Source organism: Flavobacterium sp. (assembly GCF_027531905.1).
Classification (GTDB): Bacteria; Bacteroidota; Bacteroidia; order Flavobacteriales; family Flavobacteriaceae; genus Flavobacterium.
In genome coordinates this window covers 63806-88772 of record NZ_JAPZSU010000002.1, presented here as the reverse complement: position 1 = coordinate 88772, position 24967 = coordinate 63806, and the positions used below count along the sequence as shown (strand labels likewise).

25 protein-coding genes and 2 tRNA genes are annotated in these 24967 nt (G+C 32.9%); 12 read left to right on the top strand and 15 right to left on the bottom strand.

Annotated elements, in window-relative coordinates; genetic code table 11:
- Position 1: 1 nt before the first annotated feature.
- On the bottom strand, positions 2 to 439 hold the full coding sequence (locus O9307_RS00595; protein ID WP_298294136.1) for a GNAT family N-acetyltransferase: 438 nt from the start codon (positions 437 to 439) through the stop codon (positions 2 to 4).
- A 137-nt stretch (positions 440 to 576) separates the two neighbouring features.
- Here O9307_RS00595 and O9307_RS00590 point away from each other — a divergent pair.
- Together O9307_RS00590 and O9307_RS00585 are read left to right on the top strand one after the other, a co-directional pair.
- Positions 577 to 649 (top strand) — tRNA-Gly (locus O9307_RS00590).
- Between the two features lie 95 nt (positions 650 to 744).
- A tRNA-Gly gene (locus O9307_RS00585) sits at positions 745 to 817 on the top strand.
- 35 nt (positions 818 to 852) lie between these two features.
- Here O9307_RS00585 and pepE read toward each other — a convergent pair.
- On the bottom strand, positions 853 to 1560 hold the full coding sequence (pepE, locus tag O9307_RS00580) for a dipeptidase PepE (RefSeq protein WP_298294469.1): 708 nt from the start codon (positions 1558 to 1560) through the stop codon (positions 853 to 855).
- Positions 1561 to 1697: 137 nt separating this feature from the next.
- On the opposite strand from pepE, the gene O9307_RS00575 reads away from it, so the two are divergent.
- The 9 genes from O9307_RS00575 to O9307_RS00535 all read left to right on the top strand — a co-directional run bounded on the left by O9307_RS00575 (position 1698) and on the right by O9307_RS00535 (position 11256).
- Positions 1698 to 2444, top strand: coding sequence for a carboxypeptidase-like regulatory domain-containing protein (locus O9307_RS00575; RefSeq protein WP_298294133.1), 747 nt, complete (start codon positions 1698 to 1700; stop codon positions 2442 to 2444).
- A 10-nt stretch (positions 2445 to 2454) separates the two neighbouring features.
- On the top strand, positions 2455 to 3159 hold the full coding sequence (locus O9307_RS00570) for a hypothetical protein (protein ID WP_298294130.1): 705 nt from the start codon (positions 2455 to 2457) through the stop codon (positions 3157 to 3159).
- Complete coding sequence (locus O9307_RS00565) at positions 3146 to 3874, top strand: hypothetical protein (protein WP_298294127.1); 729 nt, start codon at positions 3146 to 3148, stop codon at positions 3872 to 3874. The genes O9307_RS00570 and O9307_RS00565 overlap by 14 nt, the downstream gene beginning before the upstream one ends.
- 256 nt (positions 3875 to 4130) lie before the next feature.
- Complete coding sequence (locus O9307_RS00560; RefSeq protein WP_298294125.1) at positions 4131 to 4634, top strand: DUF6702 family protein; 504 nt, start codon at positions 4131 to 4133, stop codon at positions 4632 to 4634.
- Between the two features lie 61 nt (positions 4635 to 4695).
- Positions 4696 to 6939: a M1 family metallopeptidase gene (locus O9307_RS00555; protein WP_298294122.1), complete on the top strand. Its 2244-nt coding sequence runs from the start codon at positions 4696 to 4698 to the stop codon at positions 6937 to 6939.
- A gap of 232 nt (positions 6940 to 7171) precedes the next feature.
- Positions 7172 to 7831, top strand: a complete 660-nt coding sequence (locus O9307_RS00550) for a YggS family pyridoxal phosphate-dependent enzyme (RefSeq protein WP_298294119.1) — start codon at positions 7172 to 7174, stop codon at positions 7829 to 7831.
- 73 nt (positions 7832 to 7904) lie between these two features.
- Positions 7905 to 9266, top strand: coding sequence for an exonuclease domain-containing protein (locus O9307_RS00545; protein WP_298294116.1), 1362 nt, complete (start codon positions 7905 to 7907; stop codon positions 9264 to 9266).
- A gap of 151 nt (positions 9267 to 9417) precedes the next feature.
- Positions 9418 to 10338 carry a tRNA (adenosine(37)-N6)-dimethylallyltransferase MiaA gene (gene miaA, locus O9307_RS00540; protein ID WP_298294113.1) on the top strand — a complete coding sequence of 307 codons (921 nt, stop codon included), beginning with the start codon at positions 9418 to 9420 and terminating at the stop codon, positions 10336 to 10338.
- A 177-nt stretch (positions 10339 to 10515) separates the two neighbouring features.
- Positions 10516 to 11256 (top strand): acyl-ACP thioesterase domain-containing protein, encoded by a 741-nt coding sequence (locus O9307_RS00535; protein ID WP_298294110.1) that lies wholly within the window; start codon positions 10516 to 10518, stop codon positions 11254 to 11256.
- A gap of 36 nt (positions 11257 to 11292) precedes the next feature.
- Here O9307_RS00535 and O9307_RS00530 read toward each other — a convergent pair whose 3' ends face one another.
- From O9307_RS00530 to O9307_RS00470, 13 genes are all read right to left on the bottom strand, one after another.
- A complete protein-coding gene (locus O9307_RS00530; protein WP_298294107.1) occupies positions 11293 to 12009 on the bottom strand; it encodes a response regulator transcription factor in 717 nt (238 codons plus the stop codon).
- Positions 12010 to 12012: 3 nt separating this feature from the next.
- Positions 12013 to 13596, bottom strand: a complete 1584-nt coding sequence (locus tag O9307_RS00525; RefSeq protein WP_298294104.1) for a HAMP domain-containing sensor histidine kinase — start codon at positions 13594 to 13596, stop codon at positions 12013 to 12015.
- A 79-nt stretch (positions 13597 to 13675) separates the two neighbouring features.
- On the bottom strand, positions 13676 to 14251 hold the full coding sequence (coaE, locus tag O9307_RS00520) for a dephospho-CoA kinase (protein ID WP_298294101.1): 576 nt from the start codon (positions 14249 to 14251) through the stop codon (positions 13676 to 13678).
- A complete protein-coding gene (locus tag O9307_RS00515; protein ID WP_298294098.1) occupies positions 14251 to 15255 on the bottom strand; it encodes a glycosyltransferase in 1005 nt (334 codons plus the stop codon). The genes coaE and O9307_RS00515 overlap by 1 nt, the downstream gene beginning before the upstream one ends.
- A gap of 58 nt (positions 15256 to 15313) precedes the next feature.
- Positions 15314 to 16120, bottom strand: a complete 807-nt coding sequence (locus O9307_RS00510) for an SDR family oxidoreductase (RefSeq protein ID WP_298294095.1) — start codon at positions 16118 to 16120, stop codon at positions 15314 to 15316.
- An 88-nt stretch (positions 16121 to 16208) separates the two neighbouring features.
- Positions 16209 to 17399: an enoyl-ACP reductase FabV gene (gene fabV, locus O9307_RS00505; protein ID WP_298294091.1), complete on the bottom strand. Its 1191-nt coding sequence runs from the start codon at positions 17397 to 17399 to the stop codon at positions 16209 to 16211.
- A 98-nt stretch (positions 17400 to 17497) separates the two neighbouring features.
- Complete coding sequence (gene recN / locus O9307_RS00500) at positions 17498 to 19150, bottom strand: DNA repair protein RecN (RefSeq protein ID WP_298294088.1); 1653 nt, start codon at positions 19148 to 19150, stop codon at positions 17498 to 17500.
- A gap of 65 nt (positions 19151 to 19215) precedes the next feature.
- Positions 19216 to 20106, bottom strand: a complete 891-nt coding sequence (locus tag O9307_RS00495) for a DUF4835 family protein (RefSeq protein ID WP_298294085.1) — start codon at positions 20104 to 20106, stop codon at positions 19216 to 19218.
- A gap of 71 nt (positions 20107 to 20177) precedes the next feature.
- A complete protein-coding gene (coaBC, locus tag O9307_RS00490) occupies positions 20178 to 21413 on the bottom strand; it encodes a bifunctional phosphopantothenoylcysteine decarboxylase/phosphopantothenate--cysteine ligase CoaBC (protein ID WP_298294082.1) in 1236 nt (411 codons plus the stop codon).
- An 8-nt stretch (positions 21414 to 21421) separates the two neighbouring features.
- Positions 21422 to 21739: a DNA-directed RNA polymerase subunit omega gene (locus O9307_RS00485; protein ID WP_026709525.1), complete on the bottom strand. Its 318-nt coding sequence runs from the start codon at positions 21737 to 21739 to the stop codon at positions 21422 to 21424.
- Positions 21740 to 21747: 8 nt separating this feature from the next.
- On the bottom strand, positions 21748 to 22542 hold the full coding sequence (gene bamD / locus O9307_RS00480) for an outer membrane protein assembly factor BamD (protein ID WP_298294079.1): 795 nt from the start codon (positions 22540 to 22542) through the stop codon (positions 21748 to 21750).
- Between the two features lie 142 nt (positions 22543 to 22684).
- Positions 22685 to 23560, bottom strand: coding sequence for a 4-hydroxy-tetrahydrodipicolinate synthase (gene dapA / locus O9307_RS00475; RefSeq protein ID WP_298294077.1), 876 nt, complete (start codon positions 23558 to 23560; stop codon positions 22685 to 22687).
- Positions 23561 to 23567: 7 nt separating this feature from the next.
- Positions 23568 to 24086 (bottom strand): hypothetical protein, encoded by a 519-nt coding sequence (locus tag O9307_RS00470; protein ID WP_298294074.1) that lies wholly within the window; start codon positions 24084 to 24086, stop codon positions 23568 to 23570.
- Between the two features lie 47 nt (positions 24087 to 24133).
- Here O9307_RS00470 and O9307_RS00465 point away from each other — a divergent pair, with 47 nt between their 5' ends.
- Positions 24134 to 24913, top strand: a complete 780-nt coding sequence (locus tag O9307_RS00465; protein WP_298294071.1) for a 5'-nucleotidase — start codon at positions 24134 to 24136, stop codon at positions 24911 to 24913.
- Positions 24914 to 24967 lie beyond the last annotated feature (54 nt).

Here is a 24967-nt window from a genome sequence, read left to right as displayed (position 1 = left end):
ATTAAATGGATTTGTGCATAATAACGTGCAGACCAACATCGGGAATATCAAAAAGAGCACCTTCAAGGTTATATCCTAAACTTCTATAAAACCCAATGGCACTTTCTCTTGCATTGAACCAAATTAACTCAACCTTATTTTCTTGCAAATACGATTCACATGATTGTAATAAGATTTTACCCAAACCTATATTTTGATACTGATCTAAAATTGCCATCCCTCTTAGTTGAAGTTGCTTTTCTTGTTGAAAAAAAATATTTTTTTGAGTAAAAAAAGAAGCAACACCTAATAGCTTGCCCTTTTCAAATAACCCAAAATGAAGAGTATCTTCATTCTTGTCACCCTCAAAATAACAACTTGAAAGTGGTTTTCCAGATCTAAGAATGCAATGTCTAACCGGAAAAGTAGTCTCTGCTTCAATATTTTTTATCGTGTACATTATCCTTTTTAAAAAAATCAAAAGTATAACAAATTAGTTTTAAATCAATTATAAAATCAATCCTTTTTCTACCCCATTTTTTGCTAAAAAAATTTGCAAATAACTGAAATGTTTACCTATATTTGCACCACAATAATGCGAAAGTAGCTCAGTTGGTAGAGCTCCAGCCTTCCAAGCTGGTTGTCGCGAGTTCGAGCCTCGTCTTTCGCTCTAAGTAAATTAAATTTTACAATGTTCTTAATTAAGTTTAAAATTTTAATTTGCAAATAAGGATAAAATTTATTTATCTTTGCTTCAAAATTAATGCGAAAGTAGCTCAGTTGGTAGAGCTCCAGCCTTCCAAGCTGGTTGTCGCGAGTTCGAGCCTCGTCTTTCGCTCTTTAAAAAAGCCGAAACTTATGTTTCGGCTTTTTTTATTTTAATCCACTCAAATCTGAACCCGTTTCTAATTCTTTTGGTTCTTGATTTTGCAAAAACAGTCGAGCCTTTAAATCTCCTTTTAAAATAACAGTTTCTCCTTTCACTTCAAGCCAACTCCCCTCTCTTAAACCTAAAACTGGAATTGCATTAAAGGCATGAAATTCTTTAATTCTAGTTTCACGTGTTTCTCCCATGTGCTTAGAATCTGGAATTGGATCCAAATAATGTGGATTTAAATTAAAAGGAATTATTCCTAAAGTCTGAAAACTGGGTGGATAAACTATTGGCATATCATTCGTAGTTTGCATACTAAGCCCACAAATATTACTTCCAGCACTGGTTCCCAAATATGGGGTTTCATTCTTTACCGTTTCCGCCAACACCTGCATTAACTCATTTTTGTACAATTGCGTCACTAAAAGAAACGTATTTCCTCCTCCAGTAAAAATCCCTTTTGCCTCTTGAATCGCTTTTTTAGGATCCTCAAATTCATGAATTCCTCTTACTTGAATATCAATTTTAGCAAATGCTTGAGCCACTTTAAGAGTATATTCATCATGCGTTATACCGCTTGGGCGTGCATAAGGAATAAACAAAATGCTTTCACATGTCGCAAAATGGTGCTTCAAATCGGCCAATAAATACTCTAAATACGCCCCATCATGTAAAGTAGACGTACTAGCAATAATACATTTTCTCATTTTCATTTTTTTATGGGCTAAAGGTATAAAAACCAATTTTTAATTAACAAATTTTTACCATCCCCTTAATAATTATTTGGCAAGCTATTGAAATACTTTTACCACAATTCAATTTAAAAGTAGGAATGAAAATTTGGTTGACTTTATTTTTTCAATTAGCTATTCTAAACATTGCCAAGGGGCAGCAGCAAAAGGAAATAATGATATCAGGAACTGTGATTTTAAATAATAAAGGAATTGAAGGTGTTTTAATCAAAAATGAAAGTTCAAATAAAACAACAAATTCTGATGCTGATGGGCATTTTACCATCAAATGTCAATTGGGAGATATTTTGCATTTTTCATCAATAAATGTAGAAACAAAAAGAAAAAAAATTACTAAAACCGAGTATCAAAGCACTACGCTATCGGTAACGCTAAGCTCAAAAACAATAGATTTAAACGAAGTGATTATCAATACCAATACAATTACAGCTGAAAAAATAGGGATAATTCCAGAAAATCAAAAAAAATACACTCCAGCTGAAAGACGCTTAAAAACCGCAGGAGACTTTAAACCCACACATCTTTTGAGTCTCTTAGGTGGCTCTTCACCCTTGGACCCAATTATAAATAAAATATCAGGAAGAACAAAAAGACTAAAGAAAGAACTAGAAATTGAGAAAAAAGAACGTTTATTAGAACGGCTAAAAACACTTTATAAAGATGATTTTTATGTGATGAATTTAAAAATCCCAAAAACGTATATAAATTCGTTTAGATATTTTTGTATAGAAAATCAATATTTAGTTTCTTATCTAACATCTGGAAATAAACAATTATTAGAATTATCAATGAGTGAATTAGCAATTACCTTTAACAACAATATGTCTAGTGAAGAATAATTTTACTTTTTTGATACTATCACTCTTTTGGGTACCATTCCTTTTCGGTCAATCACTTTCCGAAAGAACAATTCAAGGTAGAATTTCAGTCGAATCTAATTTTATTGATGGCGTAAACATCAGAAACGAAACTACTCGCCAAGCCACTACAAGCAGAATTGAAGGCTATTTCAGAATTCCAGCCAATGAAGGCGATATCATTGTTTTTAGTGCCGTCAATCTTGAAACTCTAACTAAGATTGTCACCAAAACTGACCTTTCGAATAAAGAGCTAAAAATTGAAATGACATTAAAAAGTATCGTTTTAAAAAATGTAATTATCAATAGTCAACCCGAAATTTCAGCTGAAAAATTAGGAATACCCGCAGCAACCAAACATTTTACACCTGCTGAAAGAAAACTCCAAACCGCTACTCGAGGCAGTTTAGATGGAATTTTCAATGCTTTATCTGGAAGAACCGAAATGCTCAAAAAAGAAATTCTAGTAGAAAGAAAAGAAAAACTTTTAGAAAAACTAGAATACCTTTTTGAAGAGGAATTTTACACCCAAAAACTCAAAATTCCCAAAGATTACATCAAAGGATTTCAGTATTTCTGTATAGAAGATCAAGGTTTTATCAACTCCATTAAGGCCAAAAACAAAACAATGAGTGAGTTTTTGATTATCAAACTAGCCGAACGCTACAACCAAATCATTTCAGATGAAAATAAATAAAACGAAAACGCTGTTTTTTTTCTTAGCCACACAATGCATTTTTGGTCAGGCAAAAGAGGAAAAGGTAATCCAAGGAAAAATCATGGCTCATTCAGGTATTTTTACTGAAATTGAAGTGGTCAACTTAAATTCTGAAAAAAGCGTAAAAGTAGATGAAAATGGAATATTCAAAATTGAAGCAAAAGTTGGTGATGCATTATTTTTTGTTTCCAAAAGTTTTGAAGCCTTTCGAAAAACAATTCAATCCAATGATTTTTGTGAAGACTTTATCAGCATAGAAATGATTCCAAGAGGCATTGAACTAGACGAAGTAATTATCAATCAATATGCCAATATCAATGCTCGAGATCTTGGAATTATTCCCAAAAATCAAAAATCGTATACTGTAGCTGAAAGAAGATTAAAAGCCAACTCAGGCGGCATAGGAGGATTAATCAATATGCTTTCTGGCAGGAAAGAAATGCTCAAAAAAGAACTAGAAGTAGAGAAAAAAGAAACCAATCTAGCCAAGTTAAGACGCTTATTTACTAGTGATTTTTACACAAAATCATTTCATATTGCAGCTGACAAAATCAATACCTTTCAATATTATTGCATTGAAAACAAAAGCTTTGCCAAGTTAATAGAAACCAATAACAAAGCCCAAATGCTTGTGGCTATGCTTCAATTAGCCTCGACTTTTAATGAACTCAATAGCAATGAAGGAAAATTATAAGCTCATCACGATCAATATTTTTCGTTTATAAATCAATTTTTTGTAAGATAAAAAATTACTTATAGAAACAAAGTGGCCAATCGATTTGTAACTGACTTTATTTCTAAACTTTAGCAATCAAAGAAAAATTGATCGTATTTGTACTTTAAAAAAGACAAATCCTCCATTAATATTAAAAGCAAAACGTTTTATTTTGGATAAATGAATTTTTGAATAGCAAGAACAAAGAATTTAAAAGTTTAACTACTTTTGGAAAATGAAAAAAACTGTTTTACTCTTCGGACTATTCTTCTTAACCATTAGCCTTTCGTCCTTTGAAATGCATAAATTTTATGTGGCTATTTTTCAAGCTCAATTTGTACCTGAAAAGAAAAGGATACAAATCACTTCAAGAATTTTCTTAGATGATTTAAACAAAGCGTTAGAAAAAAAGTATCATAAAAAAACTTCAATTGGAATTGGTTCTGAGAAACCTGAAGAGCTGGTTTTGCTAAAAAAATACTTTTCAGAAAATTTAATTCTAAAAGTAAATGGACAATCCCAAACTTTAAATTACATATCAAGTGAAGTCGAAGAAGATGTTCTGGTTACTTACTTGACAATTAAAGAAATCGCAAAAATTCAAAACCTAAACATTCAGAATTCTTTATTGATGGATTGGAACTCAGACCAGCAAAACATTATGCATTTTACAGCAAATGGCACAAAAAATAGCCTAAACTTTAGCGATTCATCAAAGATACAAATGTTAAAGTACTAATAAAAAGAAAGTAGTTCCGTTAAAATTGCTATTTTCACGGACTTAAATTTCTATTTTATTTATGAAAAAAGCTACCCTACTCCTACTCTTTCCGGCAATGCTATTTGCCCAAGAAAAAACCACCCCAACACCACCAAAACAACAAGGTAAATACGATACCAATAAGTTCAGCCAAATGTATGATTTGTTGGCTACACCTAATATGTTTCGTACTGCTGCAGGAGCCCCAGGCCCAGCCTATTACCAACAACAAGCTGATTATAAAATAGACATCGAATTAGATGATAAAAATTCAAGATTAAGTGGTGCAGAAACCATTACTTATTACAATAATTCTCCAGACAAACTAGAATACCTTTGGTTACAAATGGACCAAAATCAAGCCGCAAAAAACTCTCAATCACCACTTGCTGAGAGTGAACGAATTGAGGCAACTATGGCGCCAAGTAAATTTGCTAATGAATATTTAAAACAAGGTTTAGATAGAGGATTTAAGCTAGAGTATGTAAAAGATGCGAAAGGAAACCCAATGACTTATACCGTAAATCAAACAATGATGCGTATTGATTTACCAACACCAATGAAACCAGGAGAAAAAATCACTTTTTCTGTAAAATGGTGGTACAACATCAACAATTACCAACAAGACGGAGGTCGTTCAGGCTATGAATTCTTCGAAAAAGACGGCAATAAATTGTATGTAATTGCTCAATTTTATCCAAGAATGGCGGTTTACAATGACGTTGAAGGGTGGCAAAACCAACAATTTTGGGGAAGCGGAGAATTTGCATTGCCATTTGGAAATTTTGACGTAAACATTACTGTTCCCGCTGATCACGTGATGGAAGCAACAGGTGAATTATTGAACCCGGCAGAAGTTTTTACAGCAGAGCAAATGAAACGTTACGAGCTAGCTAAAAAGAGTTTTGACAATCCAGTAGTAATCGTTACGCAAGCAGAAGCTGAAGCTGCTGAAAAAGGGTTCTCAACCAAAAAGAAAACTTGGAAATTTAGCGCCAAAAACGTAAGAGATTTTGGAATTGCCACTTCTAGAAAATTCATTTTTGATGCAATGGCAGTAAAACTTAGTGAAAAAACTGTAATGGCTACTTCTGTATATCCAAAAGAAGCCAATCCATTATGGGGAGAGACTTCAACTAGAACCGTTGCTCATACTTTAAAAAGTTATTCATCACACACTTTTGATTATCCTTATCCAAAAGCAGTATCTGTTTCTGCAGAAGACCAAGGAATGGAATACCCAATGATTTGTTGGAATTTTGGTCGTCCAGACGCAAATGGAGTAACGAGTCCACAAGTAAAGAATGGAATGATTGGTGTAATCGTTCACGAGGTAGGACACAACTTCTTCCCAATGATTGTTAATTCTGACGAACGTCAGTGGACATGGATGGATGAAGGATTGAACTCTTTTATGGAATATATGGCGGAGCAAGAATTAGGTACTAATTTCCCATCTAGAAGAGGGCCAGCAAAAAATATTGTTCCTTATATGAGTGGAGACCAAAAATTCTTAGAGCCAATTATGAGTAACTCTGAAAGTATTATTCAATTTGGAAATAATGCTTACGGAAAACCAGCAACGGCATTGAATATTTTGAGAGAAACAGTTATGGGTCGCGAATTATTTGACCACGCATTCAAAACTTACGCTAACCGTTGGAAATTTAAACATCCAACTCCAGAAGACTTTTTCAGAACGATGGAAGATGCTTCTGCATTTGACTTAGACTGGTTTTGGAGAGGTTGGTTTTACTCAACTGACTTTGTTGACATAGGAATAAATGAAGTAAAGCAATATTATGTAACCGATACTCCTACTACCGAATTAAAAAATGCAAAAGTTCGTAGAGGTCGTTTTGGTGAAGAAAAAGGACCTTTTGTTTACTTAGTTGAAGGAACTAACTCTGAATTAAAAGAAACTGATAAGAAAGCATTGAAGGTTGAAGAATTCAAGTTACTAGCTGACTATGTAAACGAAAAACTAACTGCAGAAGAAAAAGCAAGTTTAAATGCTCCTAAATTCTTTTATGAAGTAGAATTCAACAAGCCAGGTGGGTTGATTATGCCAATTTTAGTAGAATTAACTTATGAAGATGGTACAACTGAAAACTTTAAATATCCAGCACAAATTTGGAGAAAAAACAATGACACTGCCAAAAAAGTATACGCTACTTCAAAAGCAATTAAAAAAATACAAATCGACCCAAAATTAGAAACTGCTGACATAGATGTTACTAACAACAGCTGGCCAAAAGCAGAAGTGAAATCAAAATTCGATTAAATAATCATAACAATTGATACCAAGCAAGCCCGAGTCTATCGGGCTTGTTTTATTTTACTTAAAAACTTCAAGTCATAAATAGTACTTGGCATAATCGTTAAATAAACAATAAATTTTACTCTTCCATAAAAGAAGAATAGTCCCAATGAATGAAAACAAGTATTAATTTAATAAGTTTGCTTTGTGTTCCTAAATTCAAAAAACTTTCTAAAAAAGAATTAATACAAACGCAATGGCAATAGCTGAAAATTTACTAAAAATAAAAAACTCCCTTCCTGAAAACGTTACGCTTGTTGCCGTTTCAAAAACAAAACCCGTAACCGATTTAATGGAAGCCTACACAGCGGGGCAACGCATTTTTGGAGAAAATAAAATCCAAGAAATGGTCGACAAATGGGAACAAATGCCCAAGGATATTGAATGGCATATGATTGGGCACGTTCAAACCAATAAAGTAAAATATATGGCTCCATTTGTACAATTGATTCACGGAGTCGACAGTCTAAAACTATTAGAAGAAATCAATAAACAAGCTCAAAAAAACAACCGAGTTATTGATTGTTTATTACAAATGTATATCGCCGAAGAAGAATCAAAATTTGGTCTAGATGAAGTAGAATTACATAATTTGCTCAACTCTTCCACTTTTAATCAGATGAAGAATATTAGAATAGTTGGATTAATGGGAATGGCAACTTTTACAGATAATCAAAACCAAATCAAAAAAGAGTTTACACATTTGAAAGCTATTTTTGATACCCTACAAAAACTAAAAACCGAAAACTGTGAACTGAAAACTATTTCTATGGGAATGTCGGGCGATTATCCATTAGCTATAGCATGCGGCAGCACTATGGTTAGAATTGGAAGCAGTATCTTTGGCGGAAGATAAATATATACCGTCCCTAATTAAGGATTTAAGATTTATAAACTGATTACTATAAACTGAAAACTGAACACTGAATTTGTACGCAATACTTGACATAGAAACCACTGGAGGACAATTTAACGAAGAAGGAATCACCGAGATTGCTATTTATAAATTTGACGGTCACGAAATCGTAGACCAATTTATAAGTCTTGTCAATCCCGAAATTCCAATTCAACCGTTTGTGGTTAAGCTTACGGGCATCAATAATGCTATGCTGCGCTCTGCACCTAAGTTTTTTGAAGTAGCCAAACGCATCATCGAAATTACATCCGACTGTGTCTTGGTTGCCCACAATGCCAGTTTTGACTATAGAATCTTAAGAACAGAATTTCGCAGACTAGGGTATGATTTCAATCTAAAAACCCTGTGTACCGTAGAATTGTCTCAAAAACTATTACCAGAACAACCTTCACACAGTTTAGGGAAATTAGTCCGAGCATTGGGAATTCCAATGTCGGATAGACATCGTGCAAGTGGAGACGCTATGGCAACCGTAAAACTTTTTAAGTTATTACTCGAAAAAGATGTCGAAAAAACAATCATAAAAGAGCTAATCAAAACCGAAATCGAAAAAGGAATCGCTCCAAAACTCTTGGATATTGTACAAAGTATGCCTTCTAGAACCGGAATTTATTACATCCATAACGACAAAGGCAACCTAATTTATATTGGCAAAAGCCGAAACATAAAAAAAAGAATCAACCAACATTTTACTGGCAAATCCAATAAGTGTAAAAAAATTCAAACCGAAGTTTTTGCCGTAACTTATGAAGAAACTGGAAGCGAATTGATTGCGTTGCTCAAAGAAAGTGAAGAAATAAAAATCAATAAACCAATACTAAACCGTGCCCAACGCAAAAGTATTTTTCAATTGGCGCTTTATACCGAGAAGGACAAAAATGGCTATTTGAACCTAAAAATTCAAAAATACGATGGAAGAAAAAAAGAAATCACTTCATTTTCTTCTTTGCAGGAAGCCAAAAACACCTTGTTCAAGATTACAACTAAATATCATTTGTGTCAAAAATTGACAGGCTTGTATCAATCCAAAAAAGAATGTTTTCAATACGGAATAAAAGAATGTGACGGAGCTTGCATAGGAGAAATCACCCCAGAAGATTACAATCAAAGGGTACATCAATTCCTCAAAGAAAATGATTTTGAGACGCAAAATATGATTGTAATAGACAAAGGTCGCAACATCAGCGAGCGTTCCGCAGTGCTTATTGAAAACGGAATTTACAAAGGATATGCTTTTTATGATTTAAATTATCAGATTACAAATCCAGAAATATTAAAAAATATTTTAGTGCCTATGCAAAACAATCGAGATGCTAAAAATATAATCCAAAGTCAAATTCGAAAAAGTAAAACACTAAAGATTATCCACTTTTAATAAAGAGCTATTCCTGCTGTACATTGCAACTCCTCGCGATTAGAGTAGTTTTTCTAAGGCATAAAAGGAGCTTCCGTTGGTCGCTCTTTTCTACCAAGAAAAACAAACTCCAATCCCTCCGGGGTTTTCATTCCCATCAGGGCTAAAAAAAATGAAACATTTAATCACCATCATAGGACCCACAGCTATTGGCAAAACCGCTTTGAGTATTCAACTTGCGCAGCACTATAATTGCGAAATTATTTCGTGCGACAGCAGACAATTTTTCAAAGAAATGACCATAGGAACAGCCGTGCCTAGCAACGAAGAATTAAAAGCTGCCAAACATCATTTTATAAAAAACAAATCCATTTTTGAGAATTATACCGTTGGAGATTACGAAAAAGAAGCTCTTTCTAAAATCAACGAATTGTTTCAAACCAATGATTATGTGGTATTAATTGGAGGCTCTGGCTTATATGTAGATGCTGTTTTAAAAGGTTTTGATGCTTTTCCAGACATAGACCCAAACGTAAGAACGGCTATTCAATCTCATTATGAAACTGGTGGAATAAGCTATTTACAAAAGCAACTTAAGGCTTTAGACCCTATTTATTATGAAAAAATAAGCAATGAAAACCCTCAAACACTACTCAATCCACAACGTATGATGCGCTTTGTAGAAGTTTGTGTAGGCACGGAAAAGCCTTATTCTTCATTTTTAAATCAACAAAAAAACAATAGAAATTTTAACCCAATTCTAATAGGTCTCGAGGCAGAAAGAGCAATCATCTACGACAGAATCAATCTAAGAGTCGATATAATGATGCAACAGGGCTTAGTAGAAGAAGCACTGAATTTATATCCTCACAAATCGTTAAACGCCTTGCAAACTGTAGGATATCGAGAACTGTTCAGTCATTTTGATGGCGAATGGGATTTACCTTTTGCTATCGAAGAAATAAAAAAGAACACCCGACGTTTTTCAAAAAGACAACTGACTTGGTTCAAAAGAAACGAAAACACACAATGGTTTGATTATTTATCAAATAGACAAGAAATTATAAACTATATAGATTCAAAAACAACATAACACAAAAAATCCCTAATGTTGGCTCTTTAGCCCCGACAGAAAGGATAAACCTTGACCGCCGGGGTTCGGTGGGCAAGTTTAGGAATGATGGCGGGAATGTTGTTGCCTGAAAATACCAGATGATTCGCTACTAAATTTTACAAACACTCTTTATTTACATCTTAATCCCTTTTTTAAATGCCTATATCTCCTAATTTCACTTCGATTTTATCAAAAAACTGGGAAATCAATTTTACGCAATGTGCGCCCAATGGATATTTAAAATATACCGAATTGTGTAATTTGCTCCAATTAACCGCTGCAGCCCACTCAGAACTTGGAGGCATTAGTTTTGCCGATATGCAAGAATTTCATCAAGCTTGGGTTTTGAGCAGAATGCGTGTAGAAATCGAGGCTTTACCGAAATGGGGTGACACGGTTACGGTGACCACTTGGATTAATTCTTTGGAAAACTCACGTTCGGTAAGAGCTTTGGAAGTGCATGTAAATGGAAAGAAAATAGTGGGTTCAGAGACCTTTTGGGCGGTTTTTAATACCCTAAAACGTCGTCCTGAGGCATTGGGCTTACCTTATGAACATTTTGAATTGTATCCTGATAGAAAGGCTACTAGAAATGCATTCTCTAAAATAGACATACATCACGAAAAAGAGATTTTGTTTGCGAAAACGGTTTGTCTCTCGGATTTAGACATCGTGAATCATGCTAATAATGTCAAATATCTAGAATGGTGTTTGGATTTGGTTGAGCCAAAATTGTTGCTAAAACAAAAAGTGGCTAGTTTTGAAATGAATTTTTTAAAAGAATTATCACTAAATGATACTGTTCAAATTCATGAAAATTTAAAAGAGGAAGCTACTATTTTCTCTATTACTAAGGAAAACAAAACCTGTTTTGCCTTGCAATTGCATTTTAAATAAAAAAGCTTCGAAAATTTCGAAGCTTTTTTTTGTTTACTATGCTGTAGTATTGTTTTTTACTACTAGTCTAAATCCTTCACCATGTATGTTTAAAATTTCAACATCTTCGTCCGGTTTTAGGTATTTTCTCAATTTTGCGATGTAAACATCCATACTTCTTGAAGTAAAATAGTTGTCATCTCTCCAAATTTTAGTCAACGCTAATTCTCTTGGCATTAAGTCATTTTCGTGAAGAATAAGCATTTTAAGCAATTCGTTTTCTTTTGGAGATAATTTGATTGGCTCTTCATTTTGGAAAGTCAAAAATCTCAATTTTGAATTCAAATGAAATTTTCCAATATTGAATTCGAACTGCACTTGATCGGTTTTCACTTCAGAAGATTTTCTTTGAATGATGGCTTTTATTTTCATCAACAACACTTCAGAATCAAAAGGTTTGTTTAGGTAATCATCCGCACCTGCTTTGTAGCCTTTCATTACATCTTCTTTCATCGTTTTTGCAGTTAAGAAAATAATTGGCACTTCACTGTTTTTCTCACGTATTTCTTTGGCAAGCGTGTATCCATCTTTGTAGGGCATCATCACATCTAAGATACAAAGATCATAATTGTCTTTCTTAAATTTTTCAAAACCTTCCATTCCGTTTTTTGCTAAAACAACTTCAAAGTCATTTAGCATTAAATAATCTTTTAAAACCGCTCCAAAATTCAAATCGTCTTCTACTAGTAGAATTTTTTTATTTACATTTTCCATTTGCTAATTTATTAGTGGTATTTTTATGATAAAGGTACTTCCTTTACCCTTTTCGCTTTCTACATAAACCTGACCATTATGGTCTTCAACTATTTGTTTTACATAAGCTAAACCTAGACCATGTCCTTTAACATTATGTAAATCACCTGTATGTTCTCTATAAAACTTTTCAAACACTCTTTTTTGAGCTACTTTACTCATTCCTAAGCCGTTATCTTTTACTTTTATCAAAAGCATATCTTTGATATTTTCAGTAAAAATTTCAATTTTAGGAATACCTGGCGTGTATTTTATAGCATTTTCTAAAATGTTCACAATAACATTTGTAAAATGAAAATCATTCAATAAAACCGTGGTTCTTGTGGCTGCAAAATGTAAATCTATAGTTCCTTCTCTATCTTCCAGAATCAAGTTTACATGTTCGATTGCATCTTCTATAACCTCTTGAGCGTCGATAGGTTCTTTAATAATGTCTAGCTCTTTCTTTTCTAATTTTGAAATCCTAAGTACATTCTCAACTTGGGCATGCATTCTTTTATTTTCCTCCCGAATCATTTGGAGATATTTAAAGACTTTTTCTTTATCATCAATTATCTTAGGATTCCGTATCGCATCTAAAGCTAAATTTATAGTAGCAATAGGTGTTTTAAACTCATGAGTCATGTTGTTAATAAAATCCGTTTTAATCTCAGAAATTTGACGTTGTCTAATTAACTGATTCAAAGCAGAGGTATAAGCAATTAGAATAATCAACGTAAAAATGATCGACAAAACCGTGATACTAACTAATTGAGACAGTAAAAATTTCTTTTTATTTGGAAAAGTTACTAAAAGCTTGTACTTCTCTGCGCCTTCATTGTCTGTAAAAATTGGTGTTGAATAAGTGGCGTCTTTATCGTAACTAAAATTTTCAGAACGTATTTTGGTAGCCAAACCATTGCTATAAACGCCAAACTCAAAATGCGTATCGACACCATTCTCATCTAATTCTTTCTTAATCAACTTAGTAAGCACATCATTAGATACTCTTTCTTGAATTGGCATAGCCGAAGCAATATCTTTATATGAAATCTCGAACTGAGCATTATCAAGAATATCTAAATTTCCTGATTTTTCAATTTTAACATCTGGAATTAAACTTTTCTGATACCCCGAATTATCAATACTATTATTATTATAAACCTCAGTAGTTCTCTTTGAATTAAAATTCTTAAACTTTAAATCGTCTTTTTTTCTATTAGAGAACGATGGATTTATTTTATAATCTTCTGAGATAATGCTATTGGAATAAACAATAGTTTTATTGGTTTTCTTATTTTTTTGAACCAAGGTGAATTCCATAATATCTTCTCTTTGTGGAATTCGACCAGTACTATCTTTTAATTTATTATATCTATCATAGAAATTATAAGCTTCTTGCTTTTCTAATTTTTCAGCAACGTTTCCAATAACTTGTTTTACATGAAATTTGAATTGTTCATCATTATTGTTAAAAGAGGAGTTAAACCAATAAACCTGCACAAGAATTATCCCGATAAGGGATAGACTCATTAACAGTACCAACAATCTAAAAAACATTCTATTCATGCCACAAAATTAACATTTTAACAATATAATAAATAATGTATTAACCAAATATTAACATTATATCCTTAAATTGTTTTTTCTACAAAATTTTAAGAATTTTAACAATTTGTGCCTTAGTTTTATCAAAATCAATGTTTTCGATCACAAAATCACTTTTATTAATACGTTTAGCGTCTGTCCATTGCGAATTAATTCGTTGAAGCACTTGCTCTTTTGAAGTCGCATCACGACCAATCACACGTTCAATCCTAATGGATTCTGGAGCAGTAACCGTGATAACTTTGTCACATTTTTTATCTCCCCCACTCTCAAACAGTATCGCAGCTTCATAAATAACAAAAGAAGATTTAGAGTGATTTGATAACCAAGTTTTGAAATGTTGAGCCACAGCAGGATGAACAATTGCATTAAGTACCTGCAATTTTTCTTGATCTGAAAATACTATTGCTGCTAATTTTTGTCGAATTAAAGTTTTGTCCTCAAAAACAGTATCTCCAAATGATTTTCTAATTTCTGCAAGGATTGTTTCAGTTTGCATGACTTCTTTGGCTGCATCATCAGCAATATAAACGGGCACGCCTAATTCTTTAAAATAATTAGCTACTGTAGTTTTTCCGCTACCAATACCTCCTGTTAAACCGATAATTTTAGTCATTATACTTTAAAAAATAATTCAGGAAAGGCTTCTTGTGGTTTTTGCTTCAAAATAATAACTTTAATGAAGGATGCTAAAAAACCTGTTCCGTATCCCCAAAATTGTTTCCAGACCGCCACCATAGAAAGATAACCAATTTTTAAATTCTTATTTTGAATAGAAGAAGTTATAAAGATTATAATAAAATATAGGAAATACAGCTGCAATAAGAAATCAAAATTTTGGCTAAACAAATACATAAATACAGAGAAGCCCAATCCTAAAATAAAAAAACTCGGAAAAAAGAAAGTCAGTTTATTGTATTTGGGATACCAACTGTTCAAAATAGGTCTTGCTTTTCCAAACTTATTGACTTGAATGGAAAATTTGTCCCAGTCAATGCGTCGTTTGTGGTACACATAAGCATTTGGAATTAATTTGGTTTCAAAACCTAATTCCCATAAACGAATGGATAAATCTGGATCTTCACCAGGATGTATGTTGCCGAATCCTTTTGAAATTTCGAAAGCTTTACGTGATAAACCCATATTAAAGCTTCGAGGTTGGAATTTTCCAATTTTCTCTGAGCCACCGCGAATTCCACCTGTTGTTAAGAAAGAAGTCATTGCAAAATTAATGGCCTTTTGAATATCTGAAAAACTATCTAGTGCTTTATCTGGTCCACCAAAACAATCCACATAAGCTGTATTAAGTGATGCTTCAACTTCTTTCAAATAATTAGCCGGAATAATACAATCCGAATCGAAAATAATAAAATAATTTCCTCTTGCTTTTTCCATACCAAAATTTCTTGAATCTCCTGGGCCAGAATTAGGTTTAAAATAATAAGAGATATTCAATTTATCGGCATACTTTTCTAGTACTTCTTGGCATTTGATTGTAGATCCATCTTCAACAATAACTATTTCGTATACATCATGATACTGCATTTGTGACAAACTCATTAAAAGTTCATCTACTTCATCCGGTCGGTTATATACTGGAATTATTAAAGAAAAAAACATAGAAAAAAAGTGGTGTTAAAATTAATGCTGTTTCAAATTTTAGTTGCAAAGATACTATTTATTCAAACATTTCCATTATTTCCTGACTCACTCCTACATTAGAAAAACCACCATCGTGCATTAAATTTTGCAAAGTAACTTTTCGAGTCAAATCTGAAAACAGAGTAACCGTATAATTGGCACAATCTAATGCCGATGCATTTCCTAAAGGTGACATCTTTTCAGCATAAGTAATAAAACCTTTAAAGCCTTTTACCCCATGACCCGCTTTGGTAGCCGTTGGAGATTGCGAAACAGTATTTACCCGAACTTTTGATTTTTTTCCAAAAAAGTAACCAAAACTTCTAGCAATAGACTCTAAAAAAGCTTTATTATCAGCCATATCATTATAATCTGGAAAAACCCGTTGCGCAGCCATATAGGACAATGCTACGATACTCCCCCATTCATTCATAGCCTCTTTATGATATAAAACTTGAAGCACTTTATGAAAAGAAACCGCCGAAACATTCCAACCTTTTTCGGTAAAATCATAATTTTGATTGGTGTAATGATTGCCTTTACGCACATTTACCGACATCCCGATGGAATGCAATACAAAATCTATTTTCCCTCCAAGAATTATCATGGCTTGATCCACTAAATTTTCTAAATCAGAAACCGAGGTTGCATCAGCAGGAATTACCGTAGCGCCAGTTTTCAAAGCTAGGTCATCAATATTTCCCAATCGAATGGAGGCAGGAGCATTAGTCAATACAAAAATACCTCCTTCTTCATGAACACGTTCAGCTGTCTTCCAAGCAATAGAATTCTCATCTAAAGCTCCAAAAATAATCCCTCTTTTTCCTTTTAATAAATTATACATGACATTAATTTTATATATAAAAAAACACCTTATTTTATATTTTATTAAAAATAAAACAAAAATAAGGTGTTTGCAATTTTTATTTGTATTACGCTATACTTGGCACATTCACCAACTCGTTTGCATCCGCTTGATAATCCACACCATCAAATTCAAAACCAAAAAGATTATAAAAATCATGACGGTATCCTGCAAGATCACCAATTTCGGCTAGATTTTCGGTAGTAGCCTCAGGCCACAACTTAGCTACTAGTTCCTGAACATCTTCTCTCATTTCCCAATCATCGATACGAATACGTCCTTTTTCATCGGTAGCAATCCCTTCATTAGTATATAAGCGTTCGCTATACAAACGCTGAATTTGCTCAATACAACCTTCATGAATTCCTTTTTCTTTCATGATTTTGTACAATAATGAAATATATAACGGAATTACGGGAATAGCTGAGCTTGCTTGAGTTACCAATGCTTTATTTACAGACACAAACGCTTTTCCTTTAACATCTTTCAAACTTCCTGTAATTGTAAATGCTGTAGCCTCTAGATGATCTTTTGCACGACCTATGGTTCCTTTTCTATAAACCGCTTCTGTCAATGAAGGACCGATATAAGAATAAGCAACAGTCATAGCTCCTTCTGCTAATAAATTTTCTGCTTTTAAAGCCTCAATCCACATCGACCAATCTTCACCTCCCATAACAGCAACAGTATTTTCAATATCATCGCCTTCACAAGGTTGAATCGAAATTTCAGATACTTTACCAGAATGAAAATCAACAGTTTTATTAGAGTAAACCCCTCCAATTGGTTTTAAAGTAGAACGATGCAACACTCCAGTAACTGGATGTTGACGAACTGGAGAAGCTAAGCTATACACTACCAAATCAACTTGACCTAAATCTTTTTTGATTAACTCTAATGTTTGTTGTTTTACTTCATTAGAAAAAGCATCACCATTAATACTTTTGGCATACAAACCTGCTTTATGTGCTTCTTTTTCAAAAGCGGCAGAATTGTACCAACCTGGTGAAGCAGTTTTACCTTCAGCAGCAGGTTTTTCGAAGAAAACACCAATTGTTGCAGCATTCGATCCGAAAGCACTAGTAATTCTTGAAGCTAAACCAAAACCAGTAGAAGCACCAATAACTAGTACTTTTTTAGCACCTTCAATTGTGCCTTTAGATTTGATGTATTCGATTTGATTTTTTACATTTTGCTCGCATCCATCAGGGTGAGATGTCAAACAAATAAATCCTCTCATTCTAGGTTCTATAATCATAGTATTGAAATTTATTTTTTATAAAAATAAAAAAAGTGATTAGTGTTTTTTTTTTGAGTATTGGTCTATTTTTGAGTGAACAAATATAGCCCATTTTTTTAGTTCAGCAAGGCTTTGGCGTGATTTAAGGCAGATTCTGAAACTACAGTTCCAGACAACATTTGCGCAATTTCAAGTACTCGTTCGTCTTCAGTCAGCAACTTCAATTCAGAGTTAGTCACCTCACCTACTGTAGTTTTAGCTACCTTGAAATGTGAATCTCCTTTGGCAGCAATTTGTGGTAAATGAGTAATCGCAAAAACTTGCATATTGGCACTCATTTGTTTCATAATCTCACCCATACGAATAGCAATTTCGCCAGAAACACCCGTGTCTATTTCATCAAAAATCAACGTAGGCAATTTAGAATATTGTGCCAAAATAGCTTTTACAGCCAGCATAATTCTTGACATTTCTCCACCAGAAGCTACTTTCCTAAGCAATCCAAAATCTCCTCCTTTGTTCGCTGAAAATAAAAATTGCAACTCCTCCTTGCCGTTTGAAAAATAATTCGCTACTAATTTTAAATCGATTTTAAAGCGCACATTAGGCATTCCTAATTTTTCTAAAATCTGAATCATTTTTTCAGTCAAAACAGGAATTGCTTTTAGCCTTTTCTCATGAATTAATTGAGCCAAAGTATCTAATTCTTCTTCATTTTTAGTGATAAGTTCATGCAGCTTTTCAATTTCAGATTCGAGGTTGCTAATTGATACTAAAGACTGATCTAACTCATTTTGAATCACCAATAATTCTGCAACCGTTTTAACCTGATGCTTTTTTTGTAAGGTATAAATCAACTGCAACTTTTGGTTCGTATATTCTAATTTTTCCGGATCATTTAGTAATTGTTCTGCTTGTTGGTTTAACTCCAAGCTAATATCGTCAAACTCAATAATCACACTATTAATTCTCTCAAGCAATTCCTGATACTTAGAACCAAAGGGAGCGATTCGTTGCAACGCGTTTTTAATTTCTTTCAAATGATGCAAAGCACCAATCTCTTCTTCATTAGCTATCAGCAAGCTTTTATCAATAGCCTCTTTTATTGTCTCAACATTGTTTAAGCGCTCAAAATCGGCTTCTAATTGTTCTTGTTCACCATCAACCAATTTAGAAGACAACAATTCTTCTAATAAAAAAGAATGATATTCTTGTTCTTTAAGAGATTCAGCTTGTTTTTTTTGTAATGTAACCAATTGCGCTTTTTGGGCTTTAAATTTTTTCAAAACCTCTTGGTAAGTCGCAAGCTCATTCTTATTATCAGCAATAGCATCAATAATTTTGAACTGCACTTCTTCTTCAGATAACTCTTGTGTTTGTTGCTGTGAATGAATATCTATTAAAAACAAGCTCAATTCCTGCAATTCTTGAAGATTCACAGGGCTGTCATTAATAAAAGCTCTCGATTTTCCTGATGGTAATATTTCTCTGCGAATAATGGTTTCTGCTTCGTAATCTAAATCATTGGCCTCAAAAAAAGGCAATAAATTATACTTCGAAATTTCGAAATGAGCCTCAATAACACATTTTTCATCCGTATTTTTTAAAGAAGACAAATCGGCTCTTTTTCCTAAAACAAGTCCAAGCGCTCCAAGAATTATAGACTTACCAGCTCCAGTTTCACCCGTAATGATAGATAAACCTTTTGTAAAATCAATAGTTAGTTGATCTATTAAAGCAAAATTTTTGATAGAAAGTGACGTAATCATTAAAATGTATTTTTAAATAAAGCTATTAAATAAAGCCGCCAATATAAGGCAAAAAAGAGGATTTATCAGTATTTAATTTGACTCCATTTACTTGCATTCATTGGAGAGATTTTGTTTAATGTTTCTACTAAATCTGAAATAGTAATACTAGGACCTCCAGAAAAGATTGAAACTATTTCATCGGCTTTGGCATCAAAAAACACACGAGTTAAAAAGGCATTAGGTCGGGTTTGATTTATCTTTGATAAATTTAGAATAGCCGCTTTTATTTTTTCTTTAGCTGATTTCAAATCACTACTCATCAAATCCAGTCCTTGGTGGTAATCTGTCAAAGCTTGACGATACGGAGCAAAAGTTGGAGACAATAAGTCATTAGTTAAGAAAAAGCGATTTTGTATACCGTCAGATTGACTCCAGCCCTTATAACCACCTTGTTGGGCTACATTTAAGATATTCTGAGCCGTTTCTAGATGAGCATTTCCACCAAAAGATTGAAAAGTATCCATATTTAAGCCCAAAATAACATAACTGTAATAGGCAATAACAGAAACTAAATTGGATTCAAAAACTGAAGGATTAAAGATTAAATTTTCGAATTCAACATATTTAAAATTAAAATCTTTATCATTGAAATTAAAAACAGGAGAACTGTAAGTAGAATTATAAATTAATCTTGAAGATTGTACCTGAATAGTACCCGAAAACTGATCTGTGTTCACTGCCGAAAGGGTTATAAACATAGAGCATTTTATTTTCTCGTTTTGCTTTAGTGCTTGCCCTGTCCAATCTGTCTTGTTTACGAATTCATTTAAGGCTAATTCTAAATTCTTAATCAATTGTTGATTGGTATTTGCAACCTTTTGAGCATTAACAACTACCGAGCAATTTAATTGTTGAGCATACAAAAAGGTATTGTTAATCAAAATAAAGAAAAAGGCTCCTATAAATCTATACATATGCAAAAGTATTGTTTGATTAGAAACGACTAATAAATTGAAAAAGTATGCAATTTAAAAGAACTTTGGATTTAAATAAAATAAGCACACACTTTATCCATAATATCAATAGCAACCGCAGATTTTGATTTCAAATCCATTGGTTCCACCGTAAAATTCTTGTCAATAAAGGTAATCTTATTCGTGGATTTACCAAAACCTGCTCCTTCATCTTGCAAAGAATTCAAAACGATTAAATCTAAGTTCTTTTTTTTAATTTTAATTGTAGCGTTTTCAATTTCATTTTCAGTTTCTAAAGCAAACCCTATCAAAAATTGATGCTCCTTAGCAGCTCCTAATGAAGCTAAAATATCTTGAGTCTTCTCTAATTCTATTACAAAATTATCTGCTGTCTTTTTAATTTTTTGCTCAGCAACTATTTTGGGTCTATAATCAGCAACAGCAGCAGCAGCAATAGCTACATCGACTTGATCGTATAACTCATGGCATTTAGTATACATTTCTTTCGCAGAAACTACAGGAAAAACAGTAATCGAAGAATAATATGGTTTACAATGCGTTGGCCCTGAAACAAGATAAACCTTGGCGCCTAATTCGGCTGCTCTGTTGGCAATATCAAAACCCATTTTTCCGGAAGAATGATTCCCTATAAAACGAACTGGGTCGATAGCCTCATAGGTTGGCCCAGCTGTAATCAAAATTGACTTACCATGCAAAGGCAATTGCTTTTCTATATCGGTTTCAATAAAAGCTATTATGTTTTCTGGCTCAGCCATTCGTCCCTCACCTGAAAGCCCACTTGCTAATTCACCAGTTTCAGCTGGTATCATTACATTGCCAAACTCTTGTAATTTTTGAAAACTATTTACAGTTGAAGGATGCTTATACATGTCCAAATCCATGGCAGGAGCAAAATAAACAGGACATTTAGCAGAAAGATAAACTGCCAATAATAAATTATCACAAACGCCATTAGCCATTTTAGACATGGTATGGGCTGTAGCAGGAGCAATAAGCATAATATCAGCCCATAGTCCTAACTCAACATGATTATTCCACATTTCTTTTGCGTCGTCTTGAGATACGATTGCATCCGAAGTTTCTTTGTCAAAAAAAGTTGAATAAACAGGATTTTTAGATAATACGGACAATGTTAACGGAGTTACAAAATCCTTAGAAGCAGGTGTCATAATCACTTGGACCTGTGCACCTGCTTTGATAAAAAGTCGTACTAACGAAGCGGTTTTATAGGCAGCAATTCCACCAGAAATCCCTAGTAAAACCTTTTTGCCTTTTAAAACAGACATCAATACTATTATTTGTTAGAATCTCTGTGATAGATTTTTCCATCTAACCACTCTTGTACTGCTAATGCATGTGGTTTTGGTAATTTTTCGTAAAATTTAGAAACTTCAATTTGTTCCTTATTTTCAAAAACTTCTTCAAGACTATCATTATATGTAGCAAATTCTTCCAATTTTTCAGTCAATTCTTTTTTAATTTCAGAATTGATTTGATTTGCTCTTTTAGCCATAATGGTTATTGCTTCATATACATTACCAGTTGGTTCTTCAATTACAGTTTTATTGTAGGTAATTGTATTTACTGGTGCATTCGTCTTCTTTAAATCCATGACTTTATTTATTTAGTAAATTTTTGTAAATCTTTTTCAATTCTAGCCAACATATCATCGGCTTTTTCTTTGTATTCAGTATCTGCTTTATATCGTATTAAAGCAGTATAAGCTTCTTTTGCAACATTCAAACGTTCTTGCATCTTCTCTGGAACGCTATTAATTGCCAAGTTATAGGAAGAATCTAATTTGTAATATAAAGCCTTTTCTTTCAAAGGAGTACCAGGATAATCAGCTATAAAATTATCTAAAGCAATCAAAGCAGATTTATAATCCATAATCGTATTGTAACCAATCGCATTTTCGTAGACTTTTTTCTCAATCTTTTCATTCAAAGTACGCATGGTCTTATTAGCCTCAGGCAAATATTCTGAACTTGGATAGTTATCGATAAACGCTTGTAATTTTTCAATAGCTTTAAATGTATCCGTTTGATCCAAACTATACACTGGTGAAAGCATGGAGTAACATTTAGCGCCTAAATATGCCGCTTCTTGAACTTTTTCGCTTCTTGGATAATTAGAAGCAAAACTTTCAAATTGATATCCTGCTAAATAATATTGTTTTGTTTTATAATAGGACTGAGAATACATATAAAACATTTTCTCAGCTTGTGGTTTTCCTCTGTAAGCTGGAGCTATCTGCTCAAAAAGTCGAATGGCTTTAGAATATTTCCCTGCATCGTATAGCTTTTCTGCTAATTCATACTTAACCCCAATATCTTCAGTTTTTAACGCTTTTTGATATTCCCCACAAGAACCTAAAGCAAGGGCAAGAATAAATAATGCAATAATTTTCTTCATTTATTTTTTTACTTTTATTACAATTTAGCACCAAATAGTTATAAATCAAACTCAACTTTGGGTGGCAAATTTAGTTATTAATTTAGCGAATACAAAATATATTTTTTGATTAAAAAAATACTTACTTTTTATGGGTTTCAATTTAGAAATTTTTCACAAACTTTTGAATTCTTTCAGAGAGAGATTCATCTACCGAAACTAAAGGTAAACGCACTACGTTTTCAGCAATTCCTAGAGCTTTGAAAACTTCTTTTATTCCCGCAGGATTACCTTGTTCAAAAATCATATCAATACTATCTGCAATTTTATACTGAATTTCGAAAGCGGCATCTACTTTTTTATTCAATCCAAGGCGAATCATTTCTGAAAATTCTTTTGGAAAACCTTGACCAATTACTGAAATCACTCCTGCTCCACCAGCCAAAACCATAGGCAACGCAATCATATCATCACCAGAAATAACTAAAAAATCTTTGGGTTTGTGTTGTATAATTTTCATAGCTTGAACCAAATCACCTGCCGCTTCTTTTATTCCAACAATATTTGAAAAATCTTTTGCTAAACGAATTACTGTCGATGGTAACATATTGCTAGAAGTTCTTCCTGGCACATTATATAAAACTACTGGAATTGGAGAAGCTTCTGCAACCGCTTTAAAATGTTGATAAATCCCCTCTTGAGTAGGTTTGTTGTAATAAGGTGAAACCGACAAAATGGCATCGAAAGCAGAAAAATCTCTTGTTTTCAATTCATTAACCACTTGCATCGTATTATTCCCTCCAACTCCCAAAACTAATGGTAATCTACCATTATTTACAGCAACAACGGTTTCGATAACCAATTCTTTTTCTTCCGCACTAAGGGTTGCATTTTCTGCGGTTGTCCCCATTACAACCAGATATTCTATTCCATTTTCTACTGAAAAGTTTACAATACTTTTTAACGCTTCTACATCTACTGAAAAATCTGATTTGAATGGTGTAATTAATGCAACACCGGTGCCTATTAATGCTTGCATAATGGTATTAAATTTTATTAAATAATTGTAAAACTCGAACAAATTCTTGCACGAATTCTTTGTAATTCATGGTTTGAGTATTAATCAATATATTATTCAAGCGCTTGTCTACCGAAAAAAAACCAACTTTAAAAGAGGCTTTGGATTGCAAAGTGATCCATTGCAAAAGTCCATTATTAACATCATAATAACTCAACAATACATCGAAAGGATTTTGTATAAAATCTACCACCAATGCTTCTTGAATTTGAAAACTCCAATTAATGTGTTTCCACCCAAAAACTGGATAACTACTCTCTTCTTTAACTTTGATAGGATCTCTAAAAGCGAGTATTGAAATGTTTTTTGCTAAAAAATTATGTTCAATTAGTGCTTCTTTTAATGCTAATGTTTGAAAAAAAGAACGTTCATCTACAAGAATTCCAATAGTTTGAATTTTATTATTCGATGCCACTACTCCAGCATTTGACAAACTGCTTTTTAATTTCTTTTTTAAGAAATAATCTTTAAAATAATTGAAAAACATACTACTTTTACTGGGGTTCAAAATTAATTAATAAAGTCGCATTACAAATGGTAAATCTAAAAAAGTATTATGGTGTTTTAAAACTTTTTGTTATATTCTTAACATTTTTTTTAATTCTTTCCTGTGCATCCAGTTCCTACAAGGTTACTAAAATAGAAGGAAAACGTATTCCAGTAACAAAAGCATACAATACAAACCCTGAAATAGACAATTATATTGCGCCTTACAGAGAGAATATAGATAAAGATTTAAATACCGTTTTAGCCTATTGTCCCGAAACTTTGGACAAAAGCACTGGAAAATGGCAATCTACACTTGGAAATTTAATGGCTGATGCCTGTGTTGCTCGTGGCAATACTATTTTGTATGCTCGCGAAAAAAAGAAAATTGATATTTGTATTTTAAATCATGGTGGTATTCGTGCTGCCTTACCAAAAGGAGACGTAACACCTCGTACCGCATTTCAAATCATGCCATTCGAGAATAGTTTGGTAGTAATTGCCATGAACGGCGAGACGGTTATGGACATGATTCGTTATTTTATCAAAACACAAAAGGCGCAACCATTATCTGGTTTGACTTTTACAATTGACAAAAACAACCAACCCAAAGACATCAAAATACAAGGAAATCCAATAGAAATATCGAAAATATATTTTGTAGGTACCAATGATTACTTGGCCAACGGTGGAGACGACATGACTTTTTTCCAAAAAGGAATCCAAACGTATGACTTGAATTATAAATTACGTAACGTACTTATAGATTATTTCAAAGAAATTAAAACTATACCCGTTTTAAAAGAGACACGAATTACCGTAGAATAACTTCAAAAAAAAATCAATAAAAAAATAAAGCTTCACAAAGCTGTAAAAAACATA

Coding starts and splice junctions, on each gene's coding strand:
- O9307_RS00470 (WP_298294074.1), bottom strand. CDS start 24,086: ATGTTTTTCAATTATTTTAAAGATTATTTCTTAAAAAAGAAATTAAAA.
- dapA (WP_298294077.1), bottom strand. CDS start 23,560: ATGCAAGCATTAATAGGCACCGGTGTTGCATTAATTACACCATTCAAA.
- O9307_RS00530 (WP_298294107.1), bottom strand. CDS start 12,009: ATGGAAAATGTAAATAAAAAAATTCTACTAGTAGAAGACGATTTGAAT.
- O9307_RS00525 (WP_298294104.1), bottom strand. CDS start 13,596: ATGAATAGAATGTTTTTTAGATTGTTGGTACTGTTAATGAGTCTATCC.
- bamD (WP_298294079.1), bottom strand. CDS start 22,542: ATGAAGAAAATTATTGCATTATTTATTCTTGCCCTTGCTTTAGGTTCT.
- O9307_RS00485 (WP_026709525.1), bottom strand. CDS start 21,739: ATGGATTTAAAGAAGACGAATGCACCAGTAAATACAATTACCTACAAT.
- O9307_RS00550 (WP_298294119.1), top strand. CDS start 7,172: ATGGCAATAGCTGAAAATTTACTAAAAATAAAAAACTCCCTTCCTGAA.
- O9307_RS00535 (WP_298294110.1), top strand. CDS start 10,516: ATGCCTATATCTCCTAATTTCACTTCGATTTTATCAAAAAACTGGGAA.
- O9307_RS00510 (WP_298294095.1), bottom strand. CDS start 16,120: ATGTATAATTTATTAAAAGGAAAAAGAGGGATTATTTTTGGAGCTTTA.
- coaE (WP_298294101.1), bottom strand. CDS start 14,251: ATGACTAAAATTATCGGTTTAACAGGAGGTATTGGTAGCGGAAAAACT.
- O9307_RS00515 (WP_298294098.1), bottom strand. CDS start 15,255: ATGTTTTTTTCTTTAATAATTCCAGTATATAACCGACCGGATGAAGTA.
- O9307_RS00595 (WP_298294136.1), bottom strand. CDS start 439: ATGTACACGATAAAAAATATTGAAGCAGAGACTACTTTTCCGGTTAGA.
- fabV (WP_298294091.1), bottom strand. CDS start 17,399: ATGATTATAGAACCTAGAATGAGAGGATTTATTTGTTTGACATCTCAC.
- O9307_RS00565 (WP_298294127.1), top strand. CDS start 3,146: ATGAAAATAAATAAAACGAAAACGCTGTTTTTTTTCTTAGCCACACAA.
- O9307_RS00555 (WP_298294122.1), top strand. CDS start 4,696: ATGAAAAAAGCTACCCTACTCCTACTCTTTCCGGCAATGCTATTTGCC.
- miaA (WP_298294113.1), top strand. CDS start 9,418: ATGAAACATTTAATCACCATCATAGGACCCACAGCTATTGGCAAAACC.
- recN (WP_298294088.1), bottom strand. CDS start 19,150: ATGATTACGTCACTTTCTATCAAAAATTTTGCTTTAATAGATCAACTA.
- coaBC (WP_298294082.1), bottom strand. CDS start 21,413: ATGTCTGTTTTAAAAGGCAAAAAGGTTTTACTAGGGATTTCTGGTGGA.
- pepE (WP_298294469.1), bottom strand. CDS start 1,560: ATGAGAAAATGTATTATTGCTAGTACGTCTACTTTACATGATGGGGCG.
- O9307_RS00560 (WP_298294125.1), top strand. CDS start 4,131: ATGAAAAAAACTGTTTTACTCTTCGGACTATTCTTCTTAACCATTAGC.
- O9307_RS00465 (WP_298294071.1), top strand. CDS start 24,134: ATGGTAAATCTAAAAAAGTATTATGGTGTTTTAAAACTTTTTGTTATA.
- O9307_RS00495 (WP_298294085.1), bottom strand. CDS start 20,106: ATGTATAGATTTATAGGAGCCTTTTTCTTTATTTTGATTAACAATACC.